Genomic DNA, 26,095 nt, shown 5'->3' on the forward strand with positions numbered 1-26,095 from the left:
AATAAACGCTATTCAAACCTATGGAACCTGTGCTTATATGTACCGATCTGCAAGTTTTATTCGCGCTTTAACTTGTCCGCACTTTCGTTCGTGCTTTAACGTACGTGCGCTTTCTTACTTGCATTTCGCTTATTCGCAAATGTGGGTAAGCCCTTGCGAAAGCATCGTGTACACGTGGTCATCGGAAAGTGAATAGATAATTTGCTTACCATCGCGATGGAACCTCACGAGATGTGCCTGCTTTAAAATGCGCAACTGATGGGAAACAGCACTTTGAGAGACCCCACCAACTGCTTCAGCAATATCCGCGACACACAGCTCACTTTCCATGAGCGCGTACAATATTTTGATGCGGGTGGTATCGGCAAAAACCTTGAAAAGGTCAGCTAGGTCGTAAAGCATTTCTTCATCGAGAAGCTCCACTGCACTGTCCGCCAACGGCCGCTCGCCAGATGAGCACGCTTGTTTTGCGCTTGGTGATGAGTCTTTATACGCTTCTTCATTCATCATATATCCCTTAATATATGAGCATTTGTTCAAATATTAAGTCTATTATAGGACACCAAACGTGGAAGTCAACCGTTGTATCTCCTGGCCATCTCCAATAAATACAGCCACATTTGTATATAAGGCACTAAACATAAAAGGGGTACTGACTTATGCCAGTACCCCTTTGTTGGACGCACTTTTGCTCTTATCCACTTGAGCAGTTAGCGTTCATGATCGACCACCAAGGCTTCCCAGATCTTCTTGGTGTCTAACTCACCTCACTCGCTAGTCCTCTTCGCGACGGCGAGCAGTAACAGCAACCGCTCCCCCGACAGCAGAGAGAATAGCTAAACCAGCAGCTCCCGCAAACAGAGTTCCTTCATCAGCGGTTTTGGGAAGGATGGAAGCTGGTCCTTTGCCATTGGGGTCTGGATCAGGATCTGGGCTCGGTGCTGGTGTTGGATCGGGCTCGGGAGCAGGATTTGGGCCCGGCTCTGGAGGAGTGGGGGTATGGGTGTTGGTGATGGTAAAGCCACTGGTGGCATCCCCCGTTACCTCTTTGGTGTATCCAGTGGGAACAGTGGGCTCATCGACCGTGTAGACAATGTTGGTGCCATTGTCCTTCTGGTCAAGGCCAGTCCACGTATATGACCAATTATTGGCAGCATTGAGAGTAACAGGTGTTCCCTTTGCTACTCCATTGGCATAGAGCACTACTTCCACAGAGGAAGGACGCACGCCATCGCGGTCATTATCGTCACTCCATGCTTTAGTAACTGTCAGCGATGTTTGAGCTGGTGTATGAGTGTTTGTGACATCATAATCAGTAATGGTTGTTGAATAATCAGCAACAGCATTCTCAGTGATCGTGTAGGCAATCTGGTGACCATCGGTTGCAGAATACTTAGCAAGACCAGCAAAGCTATAGCTCCATGCACCTGATGCATCCGGGGTGACTGCCTTTGAGTCTACTTGGATGCCATCGGCCAAAAGGTTGATGGTGATAGAAGACGGACGCGCCCCATCACGATTGCCATCATCATTCCAGGTCTTTGTTCCTGAGATGTCAATCTTTTCTTTATTGGTGTTCGTGATAGTAAAGCCCGCAGTAGCACTACCGCTTACAGCCGTTGTGTACTTGGTTGCATCCACACCAGTAACTGATGATTCATCAACGGTGTAGGTAATAGCAGTACCATTTTTGTACTTAGGCAGGTTAGTAAACGTATCGCTCCAGCTATTAGCTGAGGAAAGCGTGACAGACTTGCCACTATCTACCCCATCAGCCAAAAGCTTGACAGTAACTGATGAGCCTTCTGGTCCAACCCACTTCTTAGTTACTGGGATATTGATGGTTTCAGGGGTATGGGTGTTGGTGATAGTACCTTCAACCTTATTACCCGTGCCCTGTATAGACGTAGTATCGGCAGTGTAGCCGGCAATCGCCCCTTCACTTAAAGTATATGTAATGGGATTACTTGCATCACCTACGTACTTAGGCAGCCCCAGGTAGGAAACGGTATATTTCCCATTTCCTTGGTCTACCACATGTGGCGAAAAACTACTCAGGTCGATACCCTTATCGGAAGTAAGCGTAAGTGCCGCGGCAAAATCACTGGTGGTCGGGCGTATTCCGCCAACATTATTGCTATCGTCCCAAACTTTGGTAAGAACAACGTCGGTACCCGCAAAGGTCACCGCATTGGTATCAAGAGTCAACATAGAATGGTTGCCGTTAATATCATAATCGAGCGTCGTATTAAATACGGTTCGCTGATCATTATAGCTAGAGCCAACTTCGTCGTTTACCTTATAAGAAACATCAACGTATCCACCTCCATTAGCTGCTAGAGGCTGATTAGATACGAGCTGCAACATGTCTGCCTGAGAAGGGTCGCTTACTTCGGTGTAGTCACCCGGCTGCGGAGCATGGTTTGTGTTGTAAGTAACGCCCGGCTTTAGCTTAATGTACTTTACCTGGAAGTTAGACGAAGTCGTCACTGATGCAAGAGACAAAGGCAATTTGGTTGCGCCTTCAGGCGTAAACGAATTCCCCCTATCCATACTCTTTGAAAGCAATGGTACAAAAAGCGAAGTGGAATTCGTCTCAGTGTTTGCGTTGTTCCGTATGGCAATATGTACTGTAGCAGTATCGCCCTTCTGAAGCACAGCCGTAGTAGCAGAGGGATTTGCTGGATCATAAGTGTAATCAGTAACAGCACCGCTTTGTCCGTCCTTCACAGAGAAGGTTGAATGGGCTGCAATTTCAGCTGCCTGATTAATGGTAACGCCAGGACCCTCAGAAAGGGACACCATCGTTTTACCGGAGTTTACTTTATCACCGAACGTCTCTGTGTATTTCTCGGTATTCCAGTTGCTGTGATCCCACTTTTCAGCTTTGATGACAGCACCAATTTCTTTGAAATCCTTCGTGGTGAAGCCAACAAAATCATTGATGTGGTATACGCCCTTTTCCGCAAGTTTATTAGTGCTTACGGTCATGTTTAGACGCATGCTTTTAATGCTGAAATCGGGCTGATACTGTCCGCGCGTCTCATTACCAACATTGACGGGGTATTTCCATACCTTTATCTTAGTGCCATTCTTATCGAACGAGCCAACAAATTCAGGTGTGCCCAGCGTTCCACCTGTCAAGCTTAGGTTGCTATAGGAAAACCCTTCAGGCATAAAAGTATAAAGGACGGGCTCTTGCAGAGGGTTCCAATCCCAATTGCCGTCATCGATAGTGCCACTGATGTTAAAAGAATCCCCACCATTTATTTGGCTCTTACTAATGGTTCCGACACCATTAAGTACTTTCGGCGCGCTTGTCTTGCCGGTAATAACATCGCCATCTGACGGAGTGGTCCCCGTTGTATAAAGCTTTACCGTAGTTTTTACATCAGCGTCAGTGCCCTGTTTCCAAGATCCATATACGCCATTAGAAATATAACTCCATCCATAGTATTCATCGTATACATGTTTATCAGCAGGATTACGAGTATCCAAAAGGTCGCTCATAGGCCTAATGCCATCGTATCCACCTGGTATGGGCCCCAGATCAACTTTGATGGAAGTAATAGATGTATTAATGTCAAGACCTAATGCGGTATTGGTAATAAGCGCTGAAACATTCGCTGAACCGGAGCCTGGCTTCTTTAGAATGCTTGGGTCAGCCGTGCCGCTCGTACCATCGGAAGCTGTCCAATGGATAGGCCCGTAAGTCATGCCTTCCTTATACGGAATAGTAACACCGCGGATAATAGCGGTATTGCCCTTATCGATGGTCATCTCAAGAGTCTTTGGCATCGTGGGAGATGAAAGCTCATTTTTGATGAGATAAGCTCCGAGACGCGTATTGTATGTATCATACTTCTTGAGCGCCCAGTTAGGTGCATGATCAACAAGTGCATGAGTTGTAATCTTCTCGGGGGTCGCACCATCAATGATAGTAACATGCATCGTTGCGGTCTGTGTGCCAGAGGTTCTATCCGCATTGGGCGAATCGTTCCATATAGTCTTCTTAAAGTTCCGCAGTGTTACATCAAATGTGGAGCCATTAGCACGAGTACTGTCAGCAGGCACCTTGATATGAGGTTTAAAATTCAGTCCACTTGAATAAGACCCCGGCTCGTTCCATTCGACAGTAGCAACTTTATTATCACCCTCGACCACTGTATTTACGATCGTGCCGTTCGTATGATAGAGAGCTGTTTCTTCAAGATTAACGAGCTCAAGATCTTTCGGATAAACAATTTGCACCGTTGTTTTGCTATTAGCTTCGGTAAGGGAACTACCACTTCCTGAATTGTACGTTTCAATAGTCCCGGTGGTTCCGCCCTTAGACACAACTTCGGTGCTTTGGTTGACATAGAAACCGTAATGAGGGGTGTCAGCAGGATTAATATTGAAGGAATGCGGATCGATATTGTTGGTCGCATCGGTACTGAGGCTTACCTTAATAGCGTTAGCAATAATCTGTCCAGCATCTTCGTTTTCGTAGGCATCGTCAATACGAAAGCGGATTTCAGACTTGGTGTCCACGCGAACAAGCCCGTTTTTGGTCATATATTTCAGGTCGCCGTTTCTGCTCTCATTAGAGCCGGCAGTTGGATAACCATACGGTGAAGTCCCAGTACCCGTTGGGGTCTTTACCAGCTTGCTGAAGCTAGTACTAGTGATAGCCCCTTCATTGAAAGTAGAACCCGGCAAGGCCGTCACGTACATGCCGTTATCAAACCAAACATTCAAATAGGTAGGAGTAAACTGCAACGAACTGGGAACGTTGTAACTCACGTTAAGTGCGTAGGTAACTCCCGCTTTAAGGGCAGGAACTTCTCCCGCGGTAAGATCAGCCACCTGAGTATGTGTGCTTGCGTCTTCAATAGTGATCTTATCGAATGCTAAGCCAGTGGTGTCCTCAGCATAGGCGGCATGCATGCTCAAGAGCATGGCGGCCATCATTGCAACAGAAACAAAAAGTAGTGTTGCCAATCTCTTCTTCAGTGAGTCCATAAGCCCCCCCCCGATCCGTTTCGCGCGTCTATCCTTACGACCCGCATAACTAATGGTGTTGTATTCCTACAATCATATTTTGCAACTGCCTTTCCTGCAAAGACAGTTACTTGCATCGGTACAGTATATACAATACAAGAGGTAAGTGCACGACAATATCGCAAATGGTCTTTAGGCGGAAACAATTATTCAGGGCTTCATTCGTAAGTCCAAACAAATGGATGACATAAAGTCGCTTGCCTTCACATAAGTCCGCATTGCTCGACTACTGACTAAATCTATTACTGCTCGATCGCATCACTAGTCGGCTAAATCCAGCCAACTATATAAGTTTCATTTCCATAACCCCCTTTCACCTGGTGCTTATTGACAGGTAAAATAGTGCCTCTTACAATGAAGCGCGCAGTTGGGCGAAATAAATTCTGCATCATCCTATGCGCCCAACACTGCATCCATCTGCATATTCTGCTTTGATAAATCGTTTCTGTCGTTCATCCGTTCTGCATAAACGGCCATCTTATTGTGTATAGATATTTGAGCGCTACAACAGCATTCGAAAAATTGGTAGCAATACTACGATTGGCAATGCTGTCGAATCACTTTTTCAAAACAATACTTTGTCAGGGTTAAAAGAGCTTAAAAGGAAGGAACACAATGTCGCAATCGATCAAACTGAAAAAGTCATGGAACGCGAAGCTTTTAGTCTTCGTGTGCCTAGCCGCCTTGTGCTGTGGAATGCTGGCCGCATGTTCATCGTCAACTTCATCAAGCAGCCAGGAAGGCAATTCATCCCAATCATCTCAAGAAAGTGCGACTGATCAGTCGTTCAAATCCAACATCATGTTCTGCGGATCCACTTCGCTTTATCCGATTATGTCGTCTTTGGCTTCCTCTTTCACTGATTCTTACCCAACATGGAACGAAGTCGATGCCAGCTTCCCAAAGACTAACGTATCTATCTATGTAGCTCCCGGTGGATCAGGTGTAGGCGTCAGCGCGCTTGAAGAAGGCACATGCGATTACGGCATGGTTGCTCGCACGCTTAAAGATAGCGAAAAAGAAGCGCTGGGTGATTACACCGAATACGAGGTCGCAAAAGATGCGCTCACCGTATCAGTTAATGCTGAAAATCCCATCGTAGGTACTGTCGACAATCTGTCCACCGATACCATCCGCCAGATTTTCGCTGGTGAAATAACCTCCTGGAATCAGGTGGACGCATCGCTTCCTGACGAACCAATTCAGGTGTACATCCGCGACCTTTCAGGTGGAGCCTACGAGGTATTCCAAAAGAGTGTTATGGGTAGCAGCACCGTAACGGCGTCGGCAACCCAGTCGGCATCGATGACCGAGCTCGCAACCAATATTGCTAACAACAAATGGGCTATTGGATACGCCGGCTTTGGTGCATACAACAAGGCAAATGCAAATGGGACCAAACTCGTGGCTATGAAAGTCGACGGTGTCGAAGCGAGCGAGGCAAATATTGTCTCAGGTGACTACACTATTCAGCGCCCAGTTATGTTTGTTGGTAAAGGAACGCCAACTAAATCGAGCCAGGCATTTATTGACTACGTTTATTCGCAAACTGGTTACGATGTCATCGTAGCTAACGGCTATATTCCGTCGTTTGCCCCCAACAACAAGTAAATATGAGCTCACGCACTCAACGACGCACATGTCTGCTATAGCCAACCATACTATTTCTTTGATCCGCTCGCGCCCTGTGCGGGCGGATCGATTGTGGTCTGCATTCTTTTGTCTGGTGACCCTGTTTTCAATAGGCACACTCGCAAGCGTGGCAATAACCACCGCAGTACAAGGATGGCCTGTGGTGCACGAAATCGGGCTCGACTCCTTTTTGTTTGGACAGTCTTGGATGCCAGTAGACTTTGGCACGGGTACAACATTCGGCATCTTCAACTTTATATGTGCCACATTGATCGTATCTGCTTTGGCACTGGCTCTGTCGTTTGTTGTCTCGGTGGGAGCGGCGCTCTTTCTTTCGTGTGCAGGCAGCACTACCGTGCGCAATATAGTTTACCCAGCTATCGACTTGCTTGCAGGTATCCCCTCAGTGGTATATGGGTTCGTGGGTCTTGTTGTAGTAGTCAAACTGTTTCTTGCTGCAGGGCACCCCTCAGGGAGCTGTGTACTCGCTGCCGCTATCGTGCTTGCTGTGATGGTTGTTCCCTTCATGGTGTCATCTATGAGCGATACCATGACCGCTGTTAAGCAAACATATTTAACCGCATCATATCTGCTAGGTGTACCGCGGTGGTACGGCATATACGCTATTGTCTTGCCAGCATCCATACGCATGTTATGGCCAAGCGTTATGTTGGCGTTTGCGCGTGCTATGGGTGAAACAATGGCGGTAATGATGGTTGTGGGAAACGCGAATCTTTTCCCAACTCTGCTCGGAAAGGGCGAAACCATCGCATCGTTGATTGCGCTAGAAATGGGGACTGCTGCTGTCGACAGCACTCACATGCACGCGCTGTTCGCCGCGGGGTTTGTATTGCTGGTTATCGTGTTTACGGTCGATGTGATCGCCAACCTCATAAAAAATAGGATGCATCGGCGCACTACTTATAGTAGCGGGACAAGCACGTGGATACTCGGCCGCGTGGGCGCACGTTTAGTGCAAGCATGGGCCTATGCAAGCATTACTCTTGTGATAGGCACCGTGGTGTTCTTATTCGCTTATGTGTTCGTGCAGGGCGCAAGCTGCATGTCCTGGGACTTTATTTTTGACAGTCCATCAGGTGCTATCTTAGGAACCGAAGGCGGCGTTTTCCCAGCGATAGCGGGTAGCATCTGGTTTAGTGTGTGTGCCCTCGTAATTGCCGCTCCCCTTGCCATCGGAACAGCCATTTTTACTACTTTTTATTGCAAGCATAGGACAATAGCTGCTGCTATCAGGCGCATTATTGCCTGCACAGCGGGTGCACCTTCTATCGTGCTAGGACTTTTCGCTTACATGTTGTTAGTAAACGAACTTAAGCTGGGACGCTGCATTCTTGCTGGTGGCGTAGCGCTGGCATTAATGATTATCCCTTTTATCGAGGTGCGAGCTGAAAAAGCACTTATGAGTATCCCGCGCGAACTTATAGTGAATGCGCGTAGTCTGGGATGTTCTACGTCGTACGTGCTGCGCACCATCGCTATACCGTACTGCCTAGGAGAGTTATTCAGCAGCTTAGTGCTGGGCGGATGCTACGCTCTTGGCGCAACGGCTCCGTTGATATTTACCGGTGGCGTGGCCTATGCGCCCGTGCCAACCAGTATATTTGATCCAGCAATGGCACTCCCTTTGCATCTGTACTTGATGCTAGCGCAAGGCACGACTGTCCCGCAGGTCTACGCAACCGCATTCGTACTGATGACACTAGTACTTTTTGTCAATCTTATTGTTACGGTAGGCGCACAATGGGGAAAGAAGCAATGGAACCAATACTGACACTTGAACATGTTTCAGCTTCGTACAGCAATGCTCCTGTTTTAGATGACGTTTCCTTTACTGTCCAGCCTCACTTAGTTACGGCAATTATAGGATCTTCGGGTTGTGGAAAATCAACTTTGCTTTCATGCATTAATCGAACTATCGAACTGACGGACGGGGCCAGTTGGAGCGGACGCGTTCTTCTTAAAGGGGCCGACATCACCCAACAGCAGGCTGACTGGGTGCGCGAGCAGATTGGTCTCGTACTGCAGAACCCTGCTCCATTTCCATTCTCCATTGAGCGCAACATGACCTATGCGTTGCGCTACCAGGGTATACGCGATAAAAAGTGCCTTGACGAACAGGTACGGCATTATCTGAACCAAGTGGGATTGCTTGACGAAATTGATGGGGATCTCAAGCGCAGCGCTTTGGAACTCTCAGGTGGACAGCAGCAAAGACTGTGCATCGCACGTGCTTTAACGGTGTGCCCTCAGGTGCTCATGCTTGATGAGCCGTGCTCGGCATTGGACGTGGCGAGTACACACATAATTGAAAACATCATCACGCAACTGAAGAAAACAACGACTGTATTGTTGGTCACGCACAATTTGGCGCAAGCGCAACGTATAGCGGACCGTGTGGTATGCCTCGCTGAAGGAAAATTAGTAAAGGAAGGTGCGGCAGAGCACTTCTTCGACGAAAATGGACCTGACCACGATCTACTCCGTGAGCTATACCGCTAAGGCTCCGACAGGAACAGCTTGTGGAAGGTGTGGGAGACGGTGCCTCCCCTCAAGACGAACTCACTACCCAGAAGCAAGCCGTTCGCCATCTCGCTCACATCCATCTACAAGTTCATACACCAGGGCGAAATAATCCAAGAATATCTCATCGAGCGCGATCTACTACGTCGAGCGACACCAGCTTGAATACCAGCAGAAAACCGATGCACTATGTGTCGCGATAAGGCCGCCTTTCAATCCTCTATACTTTCCACAGTTGATGCTTTTACTTGCTCGTGTAGAGATTGGAACCAACCATGAAAAATACTTTTGATTTCTCTCAAGCTGATCTTCAACGCCTTTTTGAGCTTGGAGGGATTGCTCTATCAAACGACAAGAAAGACGTAGCCGAGCTCTCTCCTAATGATGATCTCGTAGATGCGGATCCTATTGAGTACAACCCCGATATCGAGATTCTTTTACATGAGCTGGCCGAAGCTGCGCTCTCATACGATCCAGATTTATTTTCCCAGTTTGTTGAAGAAAATAGACCTCGAATTATGGAAGCCGCTTCTTGTGATGACCGCGTTGGGGAACTCCTCCTTCTTGGATTCCGATACGGCGTTTCGCAAGGTAGTGGCACATGTATGAACGACTTAGGTGCGCTCTATTACATGGGGGACATCGTTGATCAAAACTACGAGAAGGCACGTCAATTTTATGAGATGGCCATCGACCACGGATGTCTCCAGTCAATAATTAATCTCGGCTATATTTATGAATATGGTCGTACAGGTGAACCTGACTGCGCCCGCGCTTACGAGTGTTATGCTTTGGCGGCAGCTCTTGCTCCTTCTTATGAAGCGGTCTATAAGCTGGGCGATATGTACTCCCGCGGTCAGTCGGTCAAACGTGATATGCGTCGCGCCTTTGCGCTATGGCAAAGAAGTTTTGAGCTTGCTGATGGGGCTGTGCAGGTTGCTCAGCCTGCTATTCGGATGGCGCAGACTCTCATTGATTCTAAATGTGAGAAATGGAACCTGGAACTTGATCCATTCAGTGCGCTTTCGCTCTTTCAACAGGCGGAAATCGGACTTCGTATCGATATCGCCAACGGTCAAACTTACTATACAAAGCGCCTCACGCAGGCCATTGAAGGACAGGAAAAAGCGCGCACTATGCTTGACGAAAGCAATCTTGATTGATGTTAATGGCCATAGCCGGAACAGCGCGACAGCTCTATTCTGGATTCTCTTCTTGGCTCATGAAAAGGGATGTTGTTACATTTCCAAATACCGCATCAATATGCATTGCGAGTTCTCGCCATGCGGCTGTTTTGCCAAAATCAGATTCGAGGGCTAAAGCGAGCGAATGGTAATACCAGGCGTGCTGTGCAGGGTCCTTCTGGTTGAAACGATTCCATAGCTCATTGCCGAGTGCTTCAAAGTCACGATGTATAGCCCTCATATTGGAAAGCTTGTCGCCAAGGCAGATGAGTTTCACAGCTGGATCTTTGGTCGACTTGATATGCTCTATCGTTTCCTTTTTGCGAACTCGCCACGTTTCAGCAGCTGGTATATCCTCGCGCTTGTTTTCAGATTCACCTGCGACAAGAGTGGCCACCCGAGCCCCAAACTGCTGCTCGATTTTATCGACAGTCGCACTGGTGTCTTCTACAACATCGTGCAACACAGCGGCAGACAGTACCTCCAAGTCGTCCGTAACTATCGCGCATATTGCCGCAGCCTCAAGCGGATGAAGGATGTAAGGGATCGAAGTGCCCTTGCGCACCTGGCCCGCATGCGCTTGCGTGGCGAACTCAATTGCTTTATCGAGAATCGTATTCTCCACATTCAGCCTCGCTTCCCTGTCTGCACTGCACTTGTACTGCAGAGCGCTTCACTGACGATAATAGAACATATAACCTGGTGGAATTTCATTAATAGCTCGAGAAAAGGATAAGAAATATGTCTGGGGAGGAACCCTCCGAAAACGTAACAACAATTTCCTTTCTCAATGACAATCAAATCAAGAATCTGATATACACCGTACGCGGCAAGCAGGTCATACTCGACAGCGATCTTGCCAAGCTGTACGAGGTCGAAACCGGCGCCCTTAATCGCGCCGTCTCACGCAATGTCGAGAGATTTTCCGAGAACTTCCAATTTCGTCTGACTCGAAATGAGTTCATAGACTTGAGATTCCAAAATGGAATCATCAATGCGATTCTGGATGCAGTCGGCAAGAGGCGGCACATGCTCGCGGCGAGGACCCCGTTGTTGATTCGGTGCATCTAGTCGCAGAGGATAACCACGTCGTGGTCAGGAATTATAAGCTCTATGTCAGGGTTATTGAACTTCTGAATGAGGATGAAGATAAAACTCGGATTGCCCTTGAGCTTGCGAACTAGGTCATCCGCTCGTGGCAATGTAGCTTCCCGGGTCTGATGTCTCCACGCAGCCGCAGTTGTCGTAGGCATAGACGAGCTCCCAGCCCATTTTGTGGAGCAACTCGCCAGCGGTGGTCTGCGCGACTTCTTCCTCTGAATAGCGACTCTTTGTCATGACAGCACCTTAAACGTTTCCTCTATATGCCTCATCCTGCGGAATTAGCTGGTTGATCCAGCAATCGTGACGGAGCGAGATCTCGTACAGTGCAACACGGAAGAGCATGTATAACTCCTCGTCGCAGTCATTGACCAGATCCATTGTGACGTACGGACGGAATACAGGCTCAACCTCCTTGAGCATGAGTCTGCCCCACGCAGCATTGTCTGAACCCCTTGTTCCGTCCAGGTAGCCGACCTTTTCAAGTTGATAGCCAAACTCTGCGAGCTCTTTACAGCGTCTGTCTCCATATTCGAGATTCTCAAACAATACCCAACCGGAATTGTCGCCTACGATACTACCGTGTTCAGGCCCCTTACGGGACATGTCGCGTAGTACGTTCAGTTGCAAGCTTAGGGCAAACCGCCAGGCGTTTGCATACCTTTCTGCAGCTTCCCGGTTTGCGGCGTTGGATGGCTTGAACGCGACCGCTCTCTTTGCAAAGTCGTACACAAAATCGTTGTCCATACCGAAACGTTCCGCCTCGACCTGCTTAAGGCGCTCGATGTATTCAATCTCAGATTCGCCTTCCAAGCGATTGGGGACAGGAGTATTTCGAAACTCCTGAATCTTACTTTCTTGGAATCGCTCTAGTGCAACGCTGATCTTATTGAGAAGGTTGTAGCGGTATTTTATATATGCGAACACCTGATCCATATGAACGCAGATGTCCTCACCCCAGCTGTTTGCGTCGTTGGTGAACGCATGCCCATGCAAGTCGCAATGCCACATATCCTCAAAAATGGATTCTCGGATCCACGTTACATAAGGACAAGTGACAATGTCGATATCATGATATGTGCCCTTGTATCGGTTTGTTTCTGTAGGATGTACAGCGCAGAGCGAGCGCAAGAACTCAAAGTACTTCTTATCCGTGCCTTTGCCGTCACTGCCAGGCATGTGAAAAGCGCCGATTCGTGCGTTTTCTTCCTTCAAGTCTACGTCGAAGATATCCGCTAACATGTCAATGCTGTTGAGCACAACGGAAGCATTGTTGATAAAGTTTATAAAGTCGAAAGCGCTCCCATGCTCCATCACTCCAAGGGTTTGGTCATTTAGATAGCCAATGGTATCTCGTATCCGATGCACACAGGCGCAGATGCAATCCCACGCCGGCACTCCGCGATATCTTTTCTTATCAAATGCTTTTTCGATAAACGAGACTTGTTCGGAAATGTGTTCATGCGCATCAAGAGTTGCATTGAACTCTTCAATAATATCTGGATTGAGATGTATCTGAAACGTCTTTGTTTCTCTCATGTTCAGATCTCTATCTCGTCAGACATAAGCTTGGGCAGGAGACGGTCACGCATCTCGGTTAGCGCGATTATTTGTTTCTGTAATAAGAGACGGTGTTCAGTCATGGGTCCCGCCACCTTTGAATTATAGGGTATAGGGGGTTATATGGTTTAGACAGATGTCGGTCAAAAGAAAACCCCGGCCTGTTTTCGCAGGTCAGCGGCTTGCCTGCAAATATCTGGTTTCTGGCAAATCTCTGAAATCGGCAGTTCCGAAAACGCTTTGTCGGCAATTTGTCGGTAAGGAACCTATGTGGAAAACTCCACGCGAAAGGAACTGCGATGAAGTACACGAGCAGGGGCCTCAGGCAACGGGGCGCCAAGGACCAGTGGGAGGCGACGCTCTCGCACACCGACCCCGTCACGGGCGAGTCCGTCAGGTCATACCACACCATTTCCGCGAAGACCCGCAAGCAGGCGGAGAGGAAGCGCGACAAGCTGATACTGGACCTCGAGCGCAAGAGCGGCACGGCCGGCAGCAGCATGACGGTGCGCGAGTTCATGGACATGTTCCTGGACTACAAGGAGAAGAGCGGCACCATCGAGCCCGCCACCGTGCGCGGCTACCGCGCCGAGGCGAGGCAGATCTGCCGCTGGCTGGGCGACGTGAGGCTCGGCGACCTCTCGATCCTGCAGGTCAACGGCTGGATGCACGACATGGCCGAGGCCGGCTACGCGCCCAAGAGCGACGCGAAGCCGTTCCGGCTGCTCAAGCAGGCGCTGAAGTACGCCATGGCCATCGACATCCTCGAAGACGGCTGGTGCCACGGCAAGGACGCCATCGACTTCATAGCCACCGACGAGGACGGCGAGCTGGTCTTCGTCAGCTGCGAGGTCAACGCCAACACCGGCGAGGGCATCCCCGACGAGCATCCCGACCGCAGGGCGTTCGAGCGGATGGCAGTCGCGTACCTGTCCGAATCGGACATGGAGAGCACGGTGGTCTGCTTCGACATCGTGAGCGTGCTCATCGTCGGAGAGAGCCGGGCGCTCCTCCGCCACCACGTCAACGCGCTCAACCCTCTGGGGTAGGACCTCGCCCCAAGGCTTGACGGCCCGGGGCCTCACGGCCCCGGGCAGCCCCTCGGCGCAAGGTATACCAAGATGCCAGCGCCGAGGGAGCTATTCACTATCTTGCTTTCGCGTGAGCTCGATGTGCCCGCTTGTTGGTTTACTTCGGAGCGTTGCATAGTTTCCCACTGCTTTACCCTTGATAATCCTCAATGAATTGAAGCCAGGATGGGTTCCGTCACGATTGGGGTCGAAAACGACGCTGTCGTCGATTGCTTTGTTGTGGTAGGAAAACTCCAGAGTGCACTCATCGTTTGCATCATCACAATCAACGATTCCTATGATGACTGCATAAGACTCCGAGGATTCTGCAAAGGTACAGTGCACACTCATTTTCGAATAGGTTTGTTTGATATTCATGGCCATTGGCATAATGGTCCTATCCCCAGTCTCGTTTTCATAAGAAGAATCGAGGGTTCCTACCCAGGTACCGCCAATGTATGGAATATGATGCCAGCGCCTGAAAACCGAGGCGTTCCAAATCACGTTATCAAATAGAAGCCATATTAAACCAAACAGCACCATCGGCTCTAACGCTCCAATGACGCCTGCATATTCCAGCCAGGTAAGGCTCGGCATAGCCTCCACCAGAATGCTTATCAGCACGTTTGTCGGCCCGTAGAGAAGAATGGCCGCAACTGTCGCAGTTGCTGCCGCCACGGCAACTACTGTTTTTCTTGTATCGTTCTCAACCGAATAGTGTCTCATTGCCATTTGATAAGTCTTTCGTTGTAGATGCCTTCGCGATTCTGCGGATTCGTCACACCAACATACACCTCTCCCGCATTGCCGATTATGAGCATGAAAGCCCTGGTGAACGGGCAGCTGCTGTCTTCAACGACTTGAAGCATAAGGGACTTGTCGGTTTTTGAAGGAACTGGCTTTGACTCGTTGTGTGTATGCCATTCCCCAAGATAATTAACGGTACCCTTTGATTTGCGCCATGCAGAGTTGATCAGCTTGTTTGCCGGGCTCATTCTTCGTAGGAACGAGAATCGCCGACTAACGTCAAAGGCAGATGGCTTCGATGCAAGAGTTACTTCGAAATGCTGCGTTCCAAGAACCTGCTTCCCAAGCAATATCCCACCTGACTCGGAATCAAAACCCTTAGATGCAATGAGATTCGAGATCTCCTCTACAACAGAGCCCGCAAAGCGAAGCGTAGTGCCATCTTCGAAAACAACTCGACTGACCATCAGTCAATCCTTTGGGCTTCGCTAGTGTAATCGAATCTATCTGCATGCTCCGGTTTAACAATAACCCCGAACATATCAGCCTGCGACAATGCGCCGTACCAAGCATAGTGATAGTTGTGCTTATCAAGTCGTCCACGCACTAGAGACCGTGCGAAGTCGTTGAGAAAGGACTCGACATCTAACCCGGAATACGGAACGTATGTTGACTGACACCCAGCCTCCCTTTTGAATAACTCATTGCTGTTGGCAACCACAGAACCAACAAACCTACCCTCTGAATCGAACATCTTAGAATGAACATCCTGCGGCTTATTCAGCACGAGTGCATGCGCTGCAATCGCGAAAGGCTCCACCCACATCAGAACCACTCTTGCGCTCCAATTAAGCTCCAAAGCCTTCTCTATCACATGCCTCTCAAGTGGATAAGAGCCGACAGTCACAAAGACATAGTCTGATGACGAGATGCTATTTGAATGCGCCTCAATGAGCGAGTTTGCATTCTCGCTGTAGACCTTGCATTTGATATTGGGGTTGTCCGAAATGATCCTTCCCTTAACTGCCTCGGCCTTTGGCTTTCCAACATCTTTGAATCCACATAAGTGTCTGGCTATGTTCTCGACTCCAAGTGTCTGGTTATCAATAAGAACGAAGTCATCAACGCCGCAAGCAACCAATGCACCAACCAAAAAACCGCCCAGAGAGCCGCATCCGATAACGCATGCTTTCATGCGCGCGATGAGACCGGTTCCTCCCCTGCAATACAAACGTGATTGGCTGGCATCTACATAATCGTAACGGACCACCTTGTTTTCACCGATTTTGCATAGACCTACTTCCAAGGGCACCTTGCCCCGACGGAAGCCACTCGCGGAAGGGAGTCCATCGTGCTCAAAAGCCGCAAAGACCCTGCGTCCATCTAGATAAGGGCACGAGAACACAACTACCGATTTCTGTCTGTCTGACGATTGCACGAATTTCTCGTACTCCGAAAAGCACAAATCGTCCTTATGTATGAGATCAAACCATTCTTTGTGAGTTTCAGGGAACGGATAGGCGATGGGACTTGAAAGCGGTATATACAGACATCTCAAGAAGCTTTGTTCTTCTTGCAAGTCTCCCATCCTTGCCGCAAGTTGAACAGCCTCTTCCTTGTTTTCACAGATGAAGAGCTGTTTTTGTTCTTGATTCGATGCGTATACGGACAGAATTCTGGGGCAGTTTCCCATGCTATCAACTAATGAATATAGGGGCAGTATAGTCTCCTGGCCATAGCCCCAATATGCCAAGAATTCGTCAAGGTAGTCATCCGCGTTTTTCCCTTCGATACCATCTGAGAGGATTTCGAGGGTCTTGTTCAGGACCTCGATCACCTGTCCTTCAGGCCTTGAGGGGCAAGGAATGTTTGTCTCCCGATCAAAGGCGCATATTTGCCCTGTCGGGCCAACATGGGGTAGCCTCCCATATTCAGCCAACATGTCTGAATCGAGCTGGAATTCAGGGAGTTCGTATGGGAAACCAGACGGAAGAATGAGGCTCATCCGAACACGAGCTCCATTTCGCAAGCTTCCCTCTACGTTTATTCCTTTTCCTTCAAGCACATCATAGCCCGCAGCTGCTACGGCGCCTTTAATTCGGCTAACCAGATCGTCCATCGTGCTTCAACACCGCCGGAGCAGAGGTTGTAACGTATGCCAATGTGTTTTTAGGGCGATCAGGCTTTGGAAAGTCGCTTCCAAATACGCCCCTGAGGAAATCAGCTGCATCCCCTTCACTTGGCGTACTTGATGCTGAAATCAGCGCATCGAGGAGCTTTTCGAGCTTTGCAAGAATGGAACTCTTATCAGCATCCGATTTGCCTTCGAACAAATCCTCCCAGGCAGCAACTGGTTTTTTGCACTCGAAACATGCCTTAAGACTTGTCAGCACGTTCTCCATCGTATATCGAACTGCATCGTCGTCGCGTCCGTTTGCGGGACTGAAGTTTTGGGCGCAGAGAATCGTAAGCTCGATGCCTTTCAATGGCACATTGCAATAGTCTTTCCATCTCTTGATGTATCGAATAATCCTCTTGAGCTGCCCCTCGGCGTCGTTCTTTCCGTCAAGCCACTCAACAAAGCCTTCCGCATCGCTCTGAGTCCATCCCCGCGCTTTGTCGGCAAAATAAGCGGCTCCATCTAACTTGATATAAATCGGAATATCGACATGATATCCATGTCCATAGGTGACTCGGACGCATGCGTTTTTATCTTTCGGTGGAGTCTTCGTCCTGCCCTGAACAGCTGATACCACCCAGCTGTGAACCGTGCTGCAAGCCGGCCAATCCTCCTTATTTGCATCTTCGAACTCTTCGAGATAGAGTCCATCGTCGATATCAAACTCATCATCATCTATTGGGTTGATTACGGTATGCATGGCAAATGAGCCTTGCAACTTGAATCGCGCTTGCCCTTTGTCCTTGTCCTTTAGCCATTGTCTGATATCGGATCTAATGGCATCGCGGCTTGTTGTCAGTTCGTCTCTTTTGGAAGTAGTGAGTTTGATCGCGTTATCAAACTCTCTGAACAGTCTGCGTGTGCTCGCCATTTTCTTCCTTCCTGCAAGCCTTCAGCTTGATCTTGTGTTATTCATCCGCGTCCAGCGGCATCTCGAACGAGAGTTCGTTGGCGTCAATCTCGCAAATCTCGAAAACGCTTTTGAGCAGGTCAATCTTCGCAGCAGTGCTCGAAGCCGTACGCGCATATACCCCCCTGGCAATCTTCGAATGTCCCTGCGCCTCAGTGCTACGGAACGCGCTCGCCGGATAGCTTGTCCCGTCAACAAGCGAGTGAATCTTGGCTGGCTCGAGTTCGTGAAGCAGCTGGAGGACCTTAGCCTCCATATCGTTCCACTGCGTTGCGACATAGCGGACGCCCATGAAACTGAACGCCGCAATTCTTCTGCCAGTAAATTCGACGCCTGAATCGAGCTCTGCAACCTCTGGCAAAGCTTTCTTCGGCTCATAGGAAGTCTCGGGGTATGGCCACGTCTCAAGGAACTGCTCCTCGAGCATCTCTTCACGCTTCTTCATTTGCGGCTCGCCCCAGGTCTCCTGCTGGGCAATCCATTGATTCATGCGGAAGCCGCTCGCCCTAAAGCCGTCTTTCATATCACGCTTTTGCTGGAACGGGCGGTTGCTGTAATCGGAGTTGTAGGCGGTAAGCGTGAGATTAGCCATCTTGTGGCACCATTCCTCGTGCACTCGCTCCCAGTCGTCGCCGAGGGCACGCTTCCACTCCGCATTCAGCGTTTGCGGCATCACATGCTCAACGGAGAAGTTGCCCTCTTCAAGGCCGCTCACCACCTCGACCCGCTCGTCGCTCGTCCCGTTCTCGAGCCGATCGTACAGGTAGTATTTGCGGTTCTGGACGCGGTAGAAATCGCGTGTGTCCAGCGCATAGAGGAACTCGCCATCGTCTGGGAGCCTGCTCTGGCCGCCTTTGTGAGTCAGAACGTATTTGACGACTTTAGAGTATTCCGCACCATCCGCTACACCTCTCAAGGCATCGCCATGCAGTGTCTCGAACACCTTGTTGAGGGCGTTTGCCGGAAGGCCACTTGCCCACCTTCTGAAGAGGTATGTGTCCAGCGTCCAAAGGACCGTGGCGACCGCATCATCGTCAATATCGCCCTGTGCGCGGTATTCGAGGAGGTTGAGAAGATATGGCTGTGTAACGCTCGCATCGAATACATGAATCGCCTTTAAGGCAGAGTCAATGTCCTTCACGCCGGTGTCGTGACGTATGCATGCGCGGTAATGCTTCGAGTATGCGAGCAGCTCCTTCAAAAGCGGCTCGGTGTCTATCTCCAATGCGCCGCCGTTGGGATCCTTGAAATACTTGTGCGCATACGTGCGGAACGCTGGGTACACCTTCTTGATTGCGGGAGTCTTCGCCTCCCGGGCCGCAAGGAAGAAGCGAATGTAGTCGCTCACCCTGTAGTCCGTGTTGTGCTCAACCGCATTCCAATAGTCCTCGTAGTAGATCTCCTGGCGTTCCTGATTGAGGTTCATGAGCACGAAGTTGCGAATCTTGTCCGCCTCGGAGAGGTCAAGCCCGGTAGAGTTGAGGCTCTCAAAGATGAGCTGCGCGTCATCTGGCGGGTCGAGAGTAATGTCGATTATGCAAAGCGATTTTATCGACTCGTAGAGTTCGTCGACGCTGATGTCCATGCGGGCAATGCGGTCCAGGAAGTACAGGAAGTTCTGCGTCACGTTCGAGCCCTGTATGTAGTCGTCGGGCTTCTCGTCGAGAATCGCCCTGAACGCCTCGCTGTCGCTCTTGACGAGCTTGAGACGCAGTTTTTGATCCTGCTTGTGCTTCTTGTCGATGAGGTAGTAGTCGTCTATGTCCTCGGCAAGGTCTTCGTCATTCGAGGTGACGATCCCCGCCTTCACCTGCGTCCTGATAGCTGCCAGCAGGAGGAAGACCGTAGTTATGCGTTGCTGGCCATCGATAACGACACGCTCGCCGCGGGGTGTCTGGGAGACGATGCTGCCGAAGAAGTGCTCCGTTCTTCCGGTCTTTGCCACTTCAACGAGGTCATCGAAGAGGCGTCCGCACTGCTCGGGCTTCCAATCGTAGTTTCGCTGGTACACGGGTATCACAAACCGCGTGAGCTTCCCTTCGATGAGGTCTGTTAGGTATTGCTTGTGACCGTCCATGAGTATCTTCTCCTGCTATATGCCTTTATCTCTTCAAAGCCCGCTCGGCCGCCGAAGCGGGGATGAACCATGCGGGTCGCTTCTTCATCCCGTGAAGCTCAGCCTCCTCCTTGAAGGCGTCGCGCAGGTTCGCGGGGATGCGGATAGTTATCGCGGTCTGCCCGCCTCCCGCGAAGAACTCCTTGAGCTCCTGTTTGGAAGCACCCTTCTCTAAGGTCCGAGTAGCCCATTTCGCATCCTCCATGTGCTTGACGGTTGCAATACAACACATTTTACTGCAACCGTGACCTGCGAAAACCGCAAATCAGGACCTTGCAGGTTTGGATGATCGGGTGGCTCGCGGAAGGAAGGCCTAGGTCAGCCCTCCCAGACGGCTTTCATGACGGACTTTGCGGTTTTGCAGGCATCCTCGAGGGCTATGCCCGCAGCGTAGGGGTTCATGCGGACGTATTTCGCCCAGAGGCCCTGCATCACCTCGCTCTCCGACACCTCGGACAGCGTCTTGTCCCAAGAGTCAATCACCTCAGCGCTGCCGCGCCTCTCGCTTGTCGCGACGAGCGCATCGCGGAGCGTGGCAGGATCACATTCGGCGTGCTTGAGCTGCCACAGCACGTGGATGTCGTAGAAGTCGCGGGGCCGCGTGTTGCCCGTGCCGCGCGAGACCACCGTCTCCAGCTTCTCGGCGAGCACGGTCTCGAGCGGGTAGCCCATCAGGCGGATGCTGCGGTCATCGAACAGGAGCGGGTACTCGTATTCGACCGCGTCGGGCGTGATCCTGTCCCCAGTGGTGACGTCGACCGTCAGCGGCACCTCCATGGGCGCGTACCGGGCGAGCAGGTGCACGCGGATGCCCGGGTAGTCGTCGGCCTCGCGGATGTCCTCCGTGCGGACGAACTCGATCTCCCAGTCGTCGTCGGCCTGCGCGGCGGCTATCTCCCTGAACGCCGCCTCGGCCGACTCGTGGGTCAGCTCGAAGCCCCGCACCGTCGTGTCGAGGTCCATCGTGGTCCGCATCGCGACGCCCACGAGCGACGAGATGAGCTCCGCCCTTCACGACCACGCGCTCGCGCCACGGCGTCTTAGACAGCCGTTCCAGCAGGCGCTCGAACAGGTAGTTCTGCATCATCATCTGAGCGGGGATGCCCGCCTCCCTGGCACGGGCGTTCACCCTCGCCTTGAGCTGCATCGCGTTTCTCATCCTCATAGCAGCACCCTCACATAGTTCTGGATCTTCCCCTCCACGCCGAGCGCCCGGGCGTAGCCGAGCAGCTTCAGGATGTTCCTGTCCGCCCTGCGCACGTAGGCCCTCATCGCCGGGTTCACCACCTGCTCGTCCACGACGCGCTGCCCCCGGACCATGTCGCACAGCGTGCGCTCGAGGTCGTAGGCGCGCACGGCGTTGCCGTGCATCGTCCTCACCTCCGCCACGCCGAGGCCGAGCACCTCGTCCGCGCACGAGCGGCAGATTATCCCCGCAGCCTTGGCCCTCGCCTTGTTGTAGTTGCGCGAGAACGTCATGGTCAGCTGGAAGGGCGCCCGGTCGGTCGCCCCGTGCAGGTAGAGGGCGGTCCCGTCGGAGAAGACGCCCTTCGCGAAGCGGTGCTGGGCGATGAGGTAGGGGTCCTCCCACGTCTCCGGCAGCGCGTAGAGCCCGCGGTCGACCTGCACGAGCTCGCCTGCCTCGACCGCCTCGGCGAGGCAGCGCCTGGGGATTCCCGCCGCGGTGGCCTGCGCCGAGCTGACGTAGCCGTTCTGCACCAATGCGATGTCGGCAACCGTCTCCATGGCCCCTCCTCCCTGAATGTACATTCACACCTCATATTCTCTCATATTAGGCGCTATTGTACAACAAGCAGCGAAGGCCCTGTTCTCCACAAGCGCTTGTGGAGAACCAAGCTCGAAGTCGAGATCACGAGGCAGTTATTTTTAGACACACAGAAGAGCTTTTGGTAATTCGGTTTCGCCAGACCGCAACCTTGTGGAGAGCTGCTTGCGCACGCCCGCAAGCTATGGTCGCGCTAGGGCGAAACCTTGTGAAATGAAGGTAACGGCATGGCGCAAGCTTCCCGATTTTTTGAGCCGTTCTTTGATAACGTGCTAAATTTTTGTCGGCAACGTGTCGGCATTGCCGACATAAAGAGAAAACCCTGACCTGTTTTCGCAGTTCAGGGCCTTGTTTTTGGTCGCGGGGGCAGGATTTGAACCTACGACCTCCGGGTTATGAGCCCGGCGAGCTACCAGACTGCTCCACCCCGCACTATCTGGTATCGCATAAGCGATAGACATTTATAATACGCACCACCATTGCTAACCAGCAAGGCAGAACTCCCCTTTCACACAACGAACATGGTGCTTAACCTGAAAAATCAGCAAGCTCCTAGCTAGTTTTACAGCTCAGCTTCTTCCCTTAGAAGGACTTCTTGCCAAAGCGCATCACGCACTTGATCTGGTACAACTTGAACATTTATCAGTGCTTTATTGGGCACTTCTTGACTGATCGGCCGTATATGATCAGGGTGAATCACCAGATCAATTTTTTGCTGACGGGAAAGCGCCTTAATGCGACATTCCAAAGAACTTGCCTGTGAGCGATCAGGCACCAGCCACAACCCCAGCAAATCAACTACACCATGACTGCGCGTATATTTTGCCCCGGCCGCCGTTCCTAATTGATGCTCCATCATGCGACGTACCACATCAGTTGTGATGCCAGTATAGAGCGTGTCGTCTGCACACTGAACGATATAAACGTAGTAACAGGAGCTTACGTCTGGCCCTTTATTCAAATATGCTTCAGACTGCTTGCCTGAACTCGCATCTACCTCTTCTACCTCTTCGCTCACTTTAGCTGCTCGTTGTTCGTTCAAGAAAGCACCCGCAGTTCAAAAGTACCATCCTGATACACCGCATAGCTATGGCTACCATCCTTCGGCACGCTTACACTGCCAGGATTCACCACACGAATCGTCCTGCCATCCGCTAATTCCAGCAGCTTATTCTGTTTCACGTGCGTATGACCACTTAAAAATGTTGTTCCGTTAGAAAGCACTGGCAAGCTCGCGGGATTAGCTGGGCTCCACAGATGTCCATGCGTGCAAAACATCCGCTGAGAGCCGTCTGTCACCATCGTGTAATCAGCCATACACGGAAAGGAAAGTACCATCTGGTCGACCTCTGCATCACAGTTGCCTCGCACTGCCAACACTTGGTCGGCCAGGCTATTCAGCATCGGCGCGATCTGCTTTGGTGCATAGCCTTCAGGAAGATCGTTGCGCGGTCCGTGGTACAACAAATCGCCCAGAAGCAGCACCATATCTGGGCTTTCGCGCTCGATTTCACTCATTAATTTGCCGCACCAAAGCGCCGAGCCGTGTATATCGGAAGCAATAACTAACTTCATAGGGAATCCCCTTTCGAGTATTTCCCCTATTATAGCGGGCGCCTATCTAGTGCTGCAGCTTTGTGCGGCGCTGCTCTAGGGCGATGACAAACTTATGCGCTCTATCTAGCTATTGCTGCGGGGTTAGCTATCGCTCTAGGACGACGACAAACTAGCCGCCCCGCCTGCCTGCACCCTCACCGAAACTTTTGCCCTCTTGGCCTTACGCACCCATCTTGTCGCTGAAGCGCAAACTCAAGCAGCTCAGGCCGCCATCGATCTTGCGGAACTCACTCGTATCGACCGTCACCGTCTGATAGCCCAAATCTTGCACGGCCTTAAGAACGGCTGGGTACCCTGCCGGCACAATAACTGTCCCATTGATCCAGATGCAATTAGCCGCATAGGCTTCGTTTTCAGGAATAACCACTTTGTTGAACTGGGCAAAATCAGGCTTATTAACAAACTCGCCCGAAACAAGCATGTTGCCGTCTTCTAAGTAATTCACGCCGGTCTTTAAATGGAGTACTTCTTCCAGTGGAACTTCAGACCCTGACAAGCCATACTTTTCCAAGATGGCAATGAACTGGCGAATGCCCTCTTCGTTCGTGCGAGCACTCCGCCCAACATAGAAATGGTCGCCTACCATCATGACATCGCCACCCTCAAGGGTGCCGGGAGTCACAATATGTTCAATGCGGTCTGCAGGGTAATAACGGCGAATAATTGGCTCCATCAATGCTGCTTCGCCATTACGCGTGCCAGCACCAGGGTTGTCCATAATCGCGCACTCGCGCGTCAGTACGCAGGTGTCCTCAACAAAACAACTGTCAGGATACTCATTAGCTGCGGGGAGCACATCCACCTCAAGACCTAAATCGACGAGTGCCTTAATGTACGCATCGTGCTGCCGCAGCGCGTTATCATAATCAGGTTTACCGAGTTCAGGAGCTGACGTAATGCCATCACAAACTGCCGGACATGGACGACGCACGATAATATTCTTAAAGGCCATTGGTATCCCTTTCTTTTAGAATTCGTTAATGCAAAACCCAATTAAGAAAGTCCGCCAGTTGCTGCCAAAAATATCGAAACAACTAACGCAACAAGAATAATGGCCAGAACTACCTTATCACTCACACTCGAGAGAAGCTTTTCGCCGTGTTCCTTCTTTGACCAGATATACACCGCGATACCAGGCGCATACAAAAAGCTCATGATGGCAAGCCCGGTCGCGCCGGTGGCAAAGCAAAGCAACAGGCTATACGCAACGCCAACGATGCCTAAAATACGATACAGCGGCACACTGCCATTAACCTTACCGGCGAAACTCCCCGATTCTGTAAACGTAAGCTTTACCAGATAGGCTGCTGACAACAGATACGGCGGCAGAATCATGCCGGCCGAAATCACATAGAAGAATTGATATGTGTTATCGCTGAACATCATAATAATAAGGAACGCTTCAACCACTGCCGCACTGATGACAAGCGTAGCAACTGGTGCACCCTTTTCATTGGCCTTCGCGAAAATACGCGGGAAGCAGGCGCTCTGCTGTGCTGCTTCAAACGGTGATTCAGCCGTGAGCACCGTATAGCCCAGCATTGCACCAATAAGGCTCATGGCAACGCCTATGTTGATAAGGATGGCACCCCAATCGCCCACGGCAGCCTGCATAAGCTGCGCCATTGGTGGATTCTCTAGGGCAGCTAGGTCTTCCAATGGCAGCACACCCAACGACAGTAAACTCACCATAAGGTAGATAGCCAACACACAGAAGAACGCAATAATAGTTGCCTTGCCAACATCGCCGCTGAATTTTGCCCGACCCGAAATAGCCACAGCACCTTCGATGCCAATAAATACCCACATGGTTGTTGTAAGAGCGGCTGTCACTTTGTCAATGCCCGAAAGTGTCGCGCCCGTATCAGGATTAACTGTTATAGCACTGAGGTTGGCGACAAACACATCAGGGTTAAATTTCCCCAGAAAGATAATCGCCACAAGGGCGACAAAAAGCGGCACCAATTTACTGATAGTAATAACCGCATTCAGGGCGGCAGCTTCGGTGACACCACGTGAAACAACCAACACGTAAAACCATACGATAATCGATGCACCAATGATGCTAGGCAGATTATTCCCTGCGCCAAACACGGGAAAGAAATATGCCAGCGCTGAAAAAAGTAGTGCACTAAAACTAACAGTACACAGGATGGCTGAAATCCAATAGCCCCACGCACTGCAGAACCCGACAAACTGCCCAAAGCCTTCACTCGCATAGCTGTAAATACCGCCCTTGAGGTTTGGCTTGATACGAGACAGCGCAAAAAAGGTCAGCACCAAACAAAGAACGCCCACACCCGATATGGACCAGGCAGTAATAATGGCTTGCCCGTCGGCACCACGCGCCGCCATATCGCCACACAGCGAAAAGACGCCGGCGCCAATAATTAAGGTAATAACGGAAGTGACCAGGTGAAATAGACCGATACCCTGAGAATTGTCAGGGGTTTTCGCGGCAGAAGGTGTCTGAGCAGGCATATAGGTTCCCTCTATCATGCGTAATTTTATGGCACTATGCACAATCATACTCTTATATCCCCTGAAAAACGCAAAAAGATTGCCATCAAGGGCATAATTATGCACCTATCGCAGTATAGCATCTTCAT

23 protein-coding genes and 1 tRNA gene are annotated in these 26,095 nt (G+C 50.7%); 6 read left to right on the top strand and 18 right to left on the bottom strand.

Annotated elements, in window-relative coordinates; genetic code table 11:
* Positions 1–129: 129 nt before the first annotated feature.
* Both CCUR_RS06840 and CCUR_RS06845 read right to left on the bottom strand, forming a co-directional pair.
* Positions 130–402, bottom strand: coding sequence for an ArsR/SmtB family transcription factor (locus CCUR_RS06840; protein ID WP_049754342.1), 273 nt, complete (start codon positions 400–402; stop codon positions 130–132).
* 372 nt (positions 403–774) lie between these two features.
* Positions 775–5,004: a Cna B-type domain-containing protein gene (locus CCUR_RS06845; protein ID WP_041225311.1), complete on the bottom strand. Its 4,230-nt coding sequence runs from the start codon at positions 5,002–5,004 to the stop codon at positions 775–777.
* 654 nt (positions 5,005–5,658) lie between these two features.
* Here CCUR_RS06845 and CCUR_RS06850 point away from each other — a divergent pair.
* The 4 genes from CCUR_RS06850 (at position 5,659) to CCUR_RS07345 (ending at position 10,379) form a co-directional block, all read left to right on the top strand.
* The gene (locus CCUR_RS06850; protein WP_015778916.1) at positions 5,659–6,654 is read left to right on the top strand and encodes a phosphate ABC transporter substrate-binding protein; all 996 of its coding nucleotides are present in this window, start codon (positions 5,659–5,661) and stop codon (positions 6,652–6,654) included.
* Positions 6,655–6,682: 28 nt separating this feature from the next.
* A complete protein-coding gene (gene pstC, locus CCUR_RS07440; protein WP_083771598.1) occupies positions 6,683–8,467 on the top strand; it encodes a phosphate ABC transporter permease subunit PstC in 1,785 nt (594 codons plus the stop codon).
* A complete protein-coding gene (locus CCUR_RS06865; protein ID WP_143711828.1) occupies positions 8,437–9,195 on the top strand; it encodes a phosphate ABC transporter ATP-binding protein in 759 nt (252 codons plus the stop codon). Before pstC ends, CCUR_RS06865 begins: the two co-directional genes overlap by 31 nt.
* 296 nt (positions 9,196–9,491) lie before the next feature.
* Entirely contained in the window at positions 9,492–10,379 is an 888-nt protein-coding gene (locus tag CCUR_RS07345; RefSeq protein WP_015778919.1) for a tetratricopeptide repeat protein, read from the top strand.
* Between the two features lie 34 nt (positions 10,380–10,413).
* Here the strand turns inward: CCUR_RS07345 and CCUR_RS06875 are convergent, their stop codons facing one another.
* Positions 10,414–11,025 (bottom strand): HD domain-containing protein, encoded by a 612-nt coding sequence (locus CCUR_RS06875; protein WP_015778920.1) that lies wholly within the window; start codon positions 11,023–11,025, stop codon positions 10,414–10,416.
* A gap of 116 nt (positions 11,026–11,141) precedes the next feature.
* Here CCUR_RS06875 and CCUR_RS06880 point away from each other — a divergent pair, with 116 nt between their 5' ends.
* The gene (locus tag CCUR_RS06880) at positions 11,142–11,471 is read left to right on the top strand and encodes an ORF6N domain-containing protein (protein ID WP_015778921.1); all 330 of its coding nucleotides are present in this window, start codon (positions 11,142–11,144) and stop codon (positions 11,469–11,471) included.
* Between the two features lie 114 nt (positions 11,472–11,585).
* Here the strand turns inward: CCUR_RS06880 and CCUR_RS07570 are convergent, their stop codons facing one another.
* Positions 11,586–11,738, bottom strand: coding sequence for a hypothetical protein (locus tag CCUR_RS07570; RefSeq protein ID WP_169302074.1), 153 nt, complete (start codon positions 11,736–11,738; stop codon positions 11,586–11,588).
* A 9-nt stretch (positions 11,739–11,747) separates the two neighbouring features.
* On the bottom strand, positions 11,748–13,040 hold the full coding sequence (locus CCUR_RS06885) for a hypothetical protein (RefSeq protein WP_015778923.1): 1,293 nt from the start codon (positions 13,038–13,040) through the stop codon (positions 11,748–11,750).
* A 320-nt stretch (positions 13,041–13,360) separates the two neighbouring features.
* Between CCUR_RS06885 and CCUR_RS07350 the strand changes: the two genes are divergently transcribed.
* On the top strand, positions 13,361–14,110 hold the full coding sequence (locus tag CCUR_RS07350; RefSeq protein ID WP_015778925.1) for a hypothetical protein: 750 nt from the start codon (positions 13,361–13,363) through the stop codon (positions 14,108–14,110).
* Between the two features lie 90 nt (positions 14,111–14,200).
* Here the strand turns inward: CCUR_RS07350 and CCUR_RS06895 are convergent, their stop codons facing one another.
* The 13 genes from CCUR_RS06895 to CCUR_RS06955 form a co-directional block, all read right to left on the bottom strand.
* Positions 14,201–14,863 carry a Cap15 family cyclic dinucleotide receptor domain-containing protein gene (locus CCUR_RS06895; RefSeq protein WP_015778926.1) on the bottom strand — a complete coding sequence of 221 codons (663 nt, stop codon included), beginning with the start codon at positions 14,861–14,863 and terminating at the stop codon, positions 14,201–14,203.
* Positions 14,854–15,345 (bottom strand): Mov34/MPN/PAD-1 family protein, encoded by a 492-nt coding sequence (locus tag CCUR_RS07355; RefSeq protein ID WP_015778927.1) that lies wholly within the window; start codon positions 15,343–15,345, stop codon positions 14,854–14,856. The genes CCUR_RS06895 and CCUR_RS07355 overlap by 10 nt, the downstream gene beginning before the upstream one ends.
* The gene (locus CCUR_RS06905) at positions 15,345–16,997 is read right to left on the bottom strand and encodes a ThiF family adenylyltransferase (protein ID WP_015778928.1); all 1,653 of its coding nucleotides are present in this window, start codon (positions 16,995–16,997) and stop codon (positions 15,345–15,347) included. Before CCUR_RS06905 ends, CCUR_RS07355 begins: the two co-directional genes overlap by 1 nt.
* Positions 16,981–17,928 (bottom strand): cyclic GMP-AMP synthase DncV-like nucleotidyltransferase, encoded by a 948-nt coding sequence (locus CCUR_RS06910; protein WP_015778929.1) that lies wholly within the window; start codon positions 17,926–17,928, stop codon positions 16,981–16,983. The genes CCUR_RS06905 and CCUR_RS06910 overlap by 17 nt, the downstream gene beginning before the upstream one ends.
* 37 nt (positions 17,929–17,965) lie before the next feature.
* Positions 17,966–20,044, bottom strand: a complete 2,079-nt coding sequence (locus CCUR_RS06915) for a DUF262 domain-containing protein (protein WP_015778930.1) — start codon at positions 20,042–20,044, stop codon at positions 17,966–17,968.
* A gap of 25 nt (positions 20,045–20,069) precedes the next feature.
* A complete protein-coding gene (locus CCUR_RS06920) occupies positions 20,070–20,288 on the bottom strand; it encodes a hypothetical protein (RefSeq protein ID WP_041225313.1) in 219 nt (72 codons plus the stop codon).
* A gap of 113 nt (positions 20,289–20,401) precedes the next feature.
* Positions 20,402–21,070 carry a nucleotidyl transferase AbiEii/AbiGii toxin family protein gene (locus CCUR_RS06925; protein ID WP_280985057.1) on the bottom strand — a complete coding sequence of 223 codons (669 nt, stop codon included), beginning with the start codon at positions 21,068–21,070 and terminating at the stop codon, positions 20,402–20,404.
* A 174-nt stretch (positions 21,071–21,244) separates the two neighbouring features.
* Positions 21,245–21,829 (bottom strand): type IV toxin-antitoxin system AbiEi family antitoxin domain-containing protein, encoded by a 585-nt coding sequence (locus tag CCUR_RS06930; protein ID WP_015778932.1) that lies wholly within the window; start codon positions 21,827–21,829, stop codon positions 21,245–21,247.
* A 395-nt stretch (positions 21,830–22,224) separates the two neighbouring features.
* Positions 22,225–22,301: transfer RNA gene (locus tag CCUR_RS06935), tRNA-Met, on the bottom strand.
* A gap of 130 nt (positions 22,302–22,431) precedes the next feature.
* Entirely contained in the window at positions 22,432–22,887 is a 456-nt protein-coding gene (locus CCUR_RS06940) for a GIY-YIG nuclease family protein (RefSeq protein WP_015778933.1), read from the bottom strand.
* A 20-nt stretch (positions 22,888–22,907) separates the two neighbouring features.
* Positions 22,908–23,444, bottom strand: coding sequence for a phosphodiesterase (gene yfcE / locus CCUR_RS06945; protein WP_015778934.1), 537 nt, complete (start codon positions 23,442–23,444; stop codon positions 22,908–22,910).
* A gap of 202 nt (positions 23,445–23,646) precedes the next feature.
* Entirely contained in the window at positions 23,647–24,438 is a 792-nt protein-coding gene (locus CCUR_RS06950; protein WP_015778935.1) for a dimethylarginine dimethylaminohydrolase family protein, read from the bottom strand.
* A 41-nt stretch (positions 24,439–24,479) separates the two neighbouring features.
* Positions 24,480–25,967, bottom strand: a complete 1,488-nt coding sequence (locus CCUR_RS06955) for a basic amino acid/polyamine antiporter (RefSeq protein ID WP_015778936.1) — start codon at positions 25,965–25,967, stop codon at positions 24,480–24,482.
* Between the last annotated feature and the right edge of the window lie 128 nt (positions 25,968–26,095).

This window comes from Cryptobacterium curtum DSM 15641 (assembly GCF_000023845.1).
In the GTDB taxonomy this organism is placed as follows: Bacteria; Actinomycetota; Coriobacteriia; order Coriobacteriales; family Eggerthellaceae; genus Cryptobacterium; species Cryptobacterium curtum.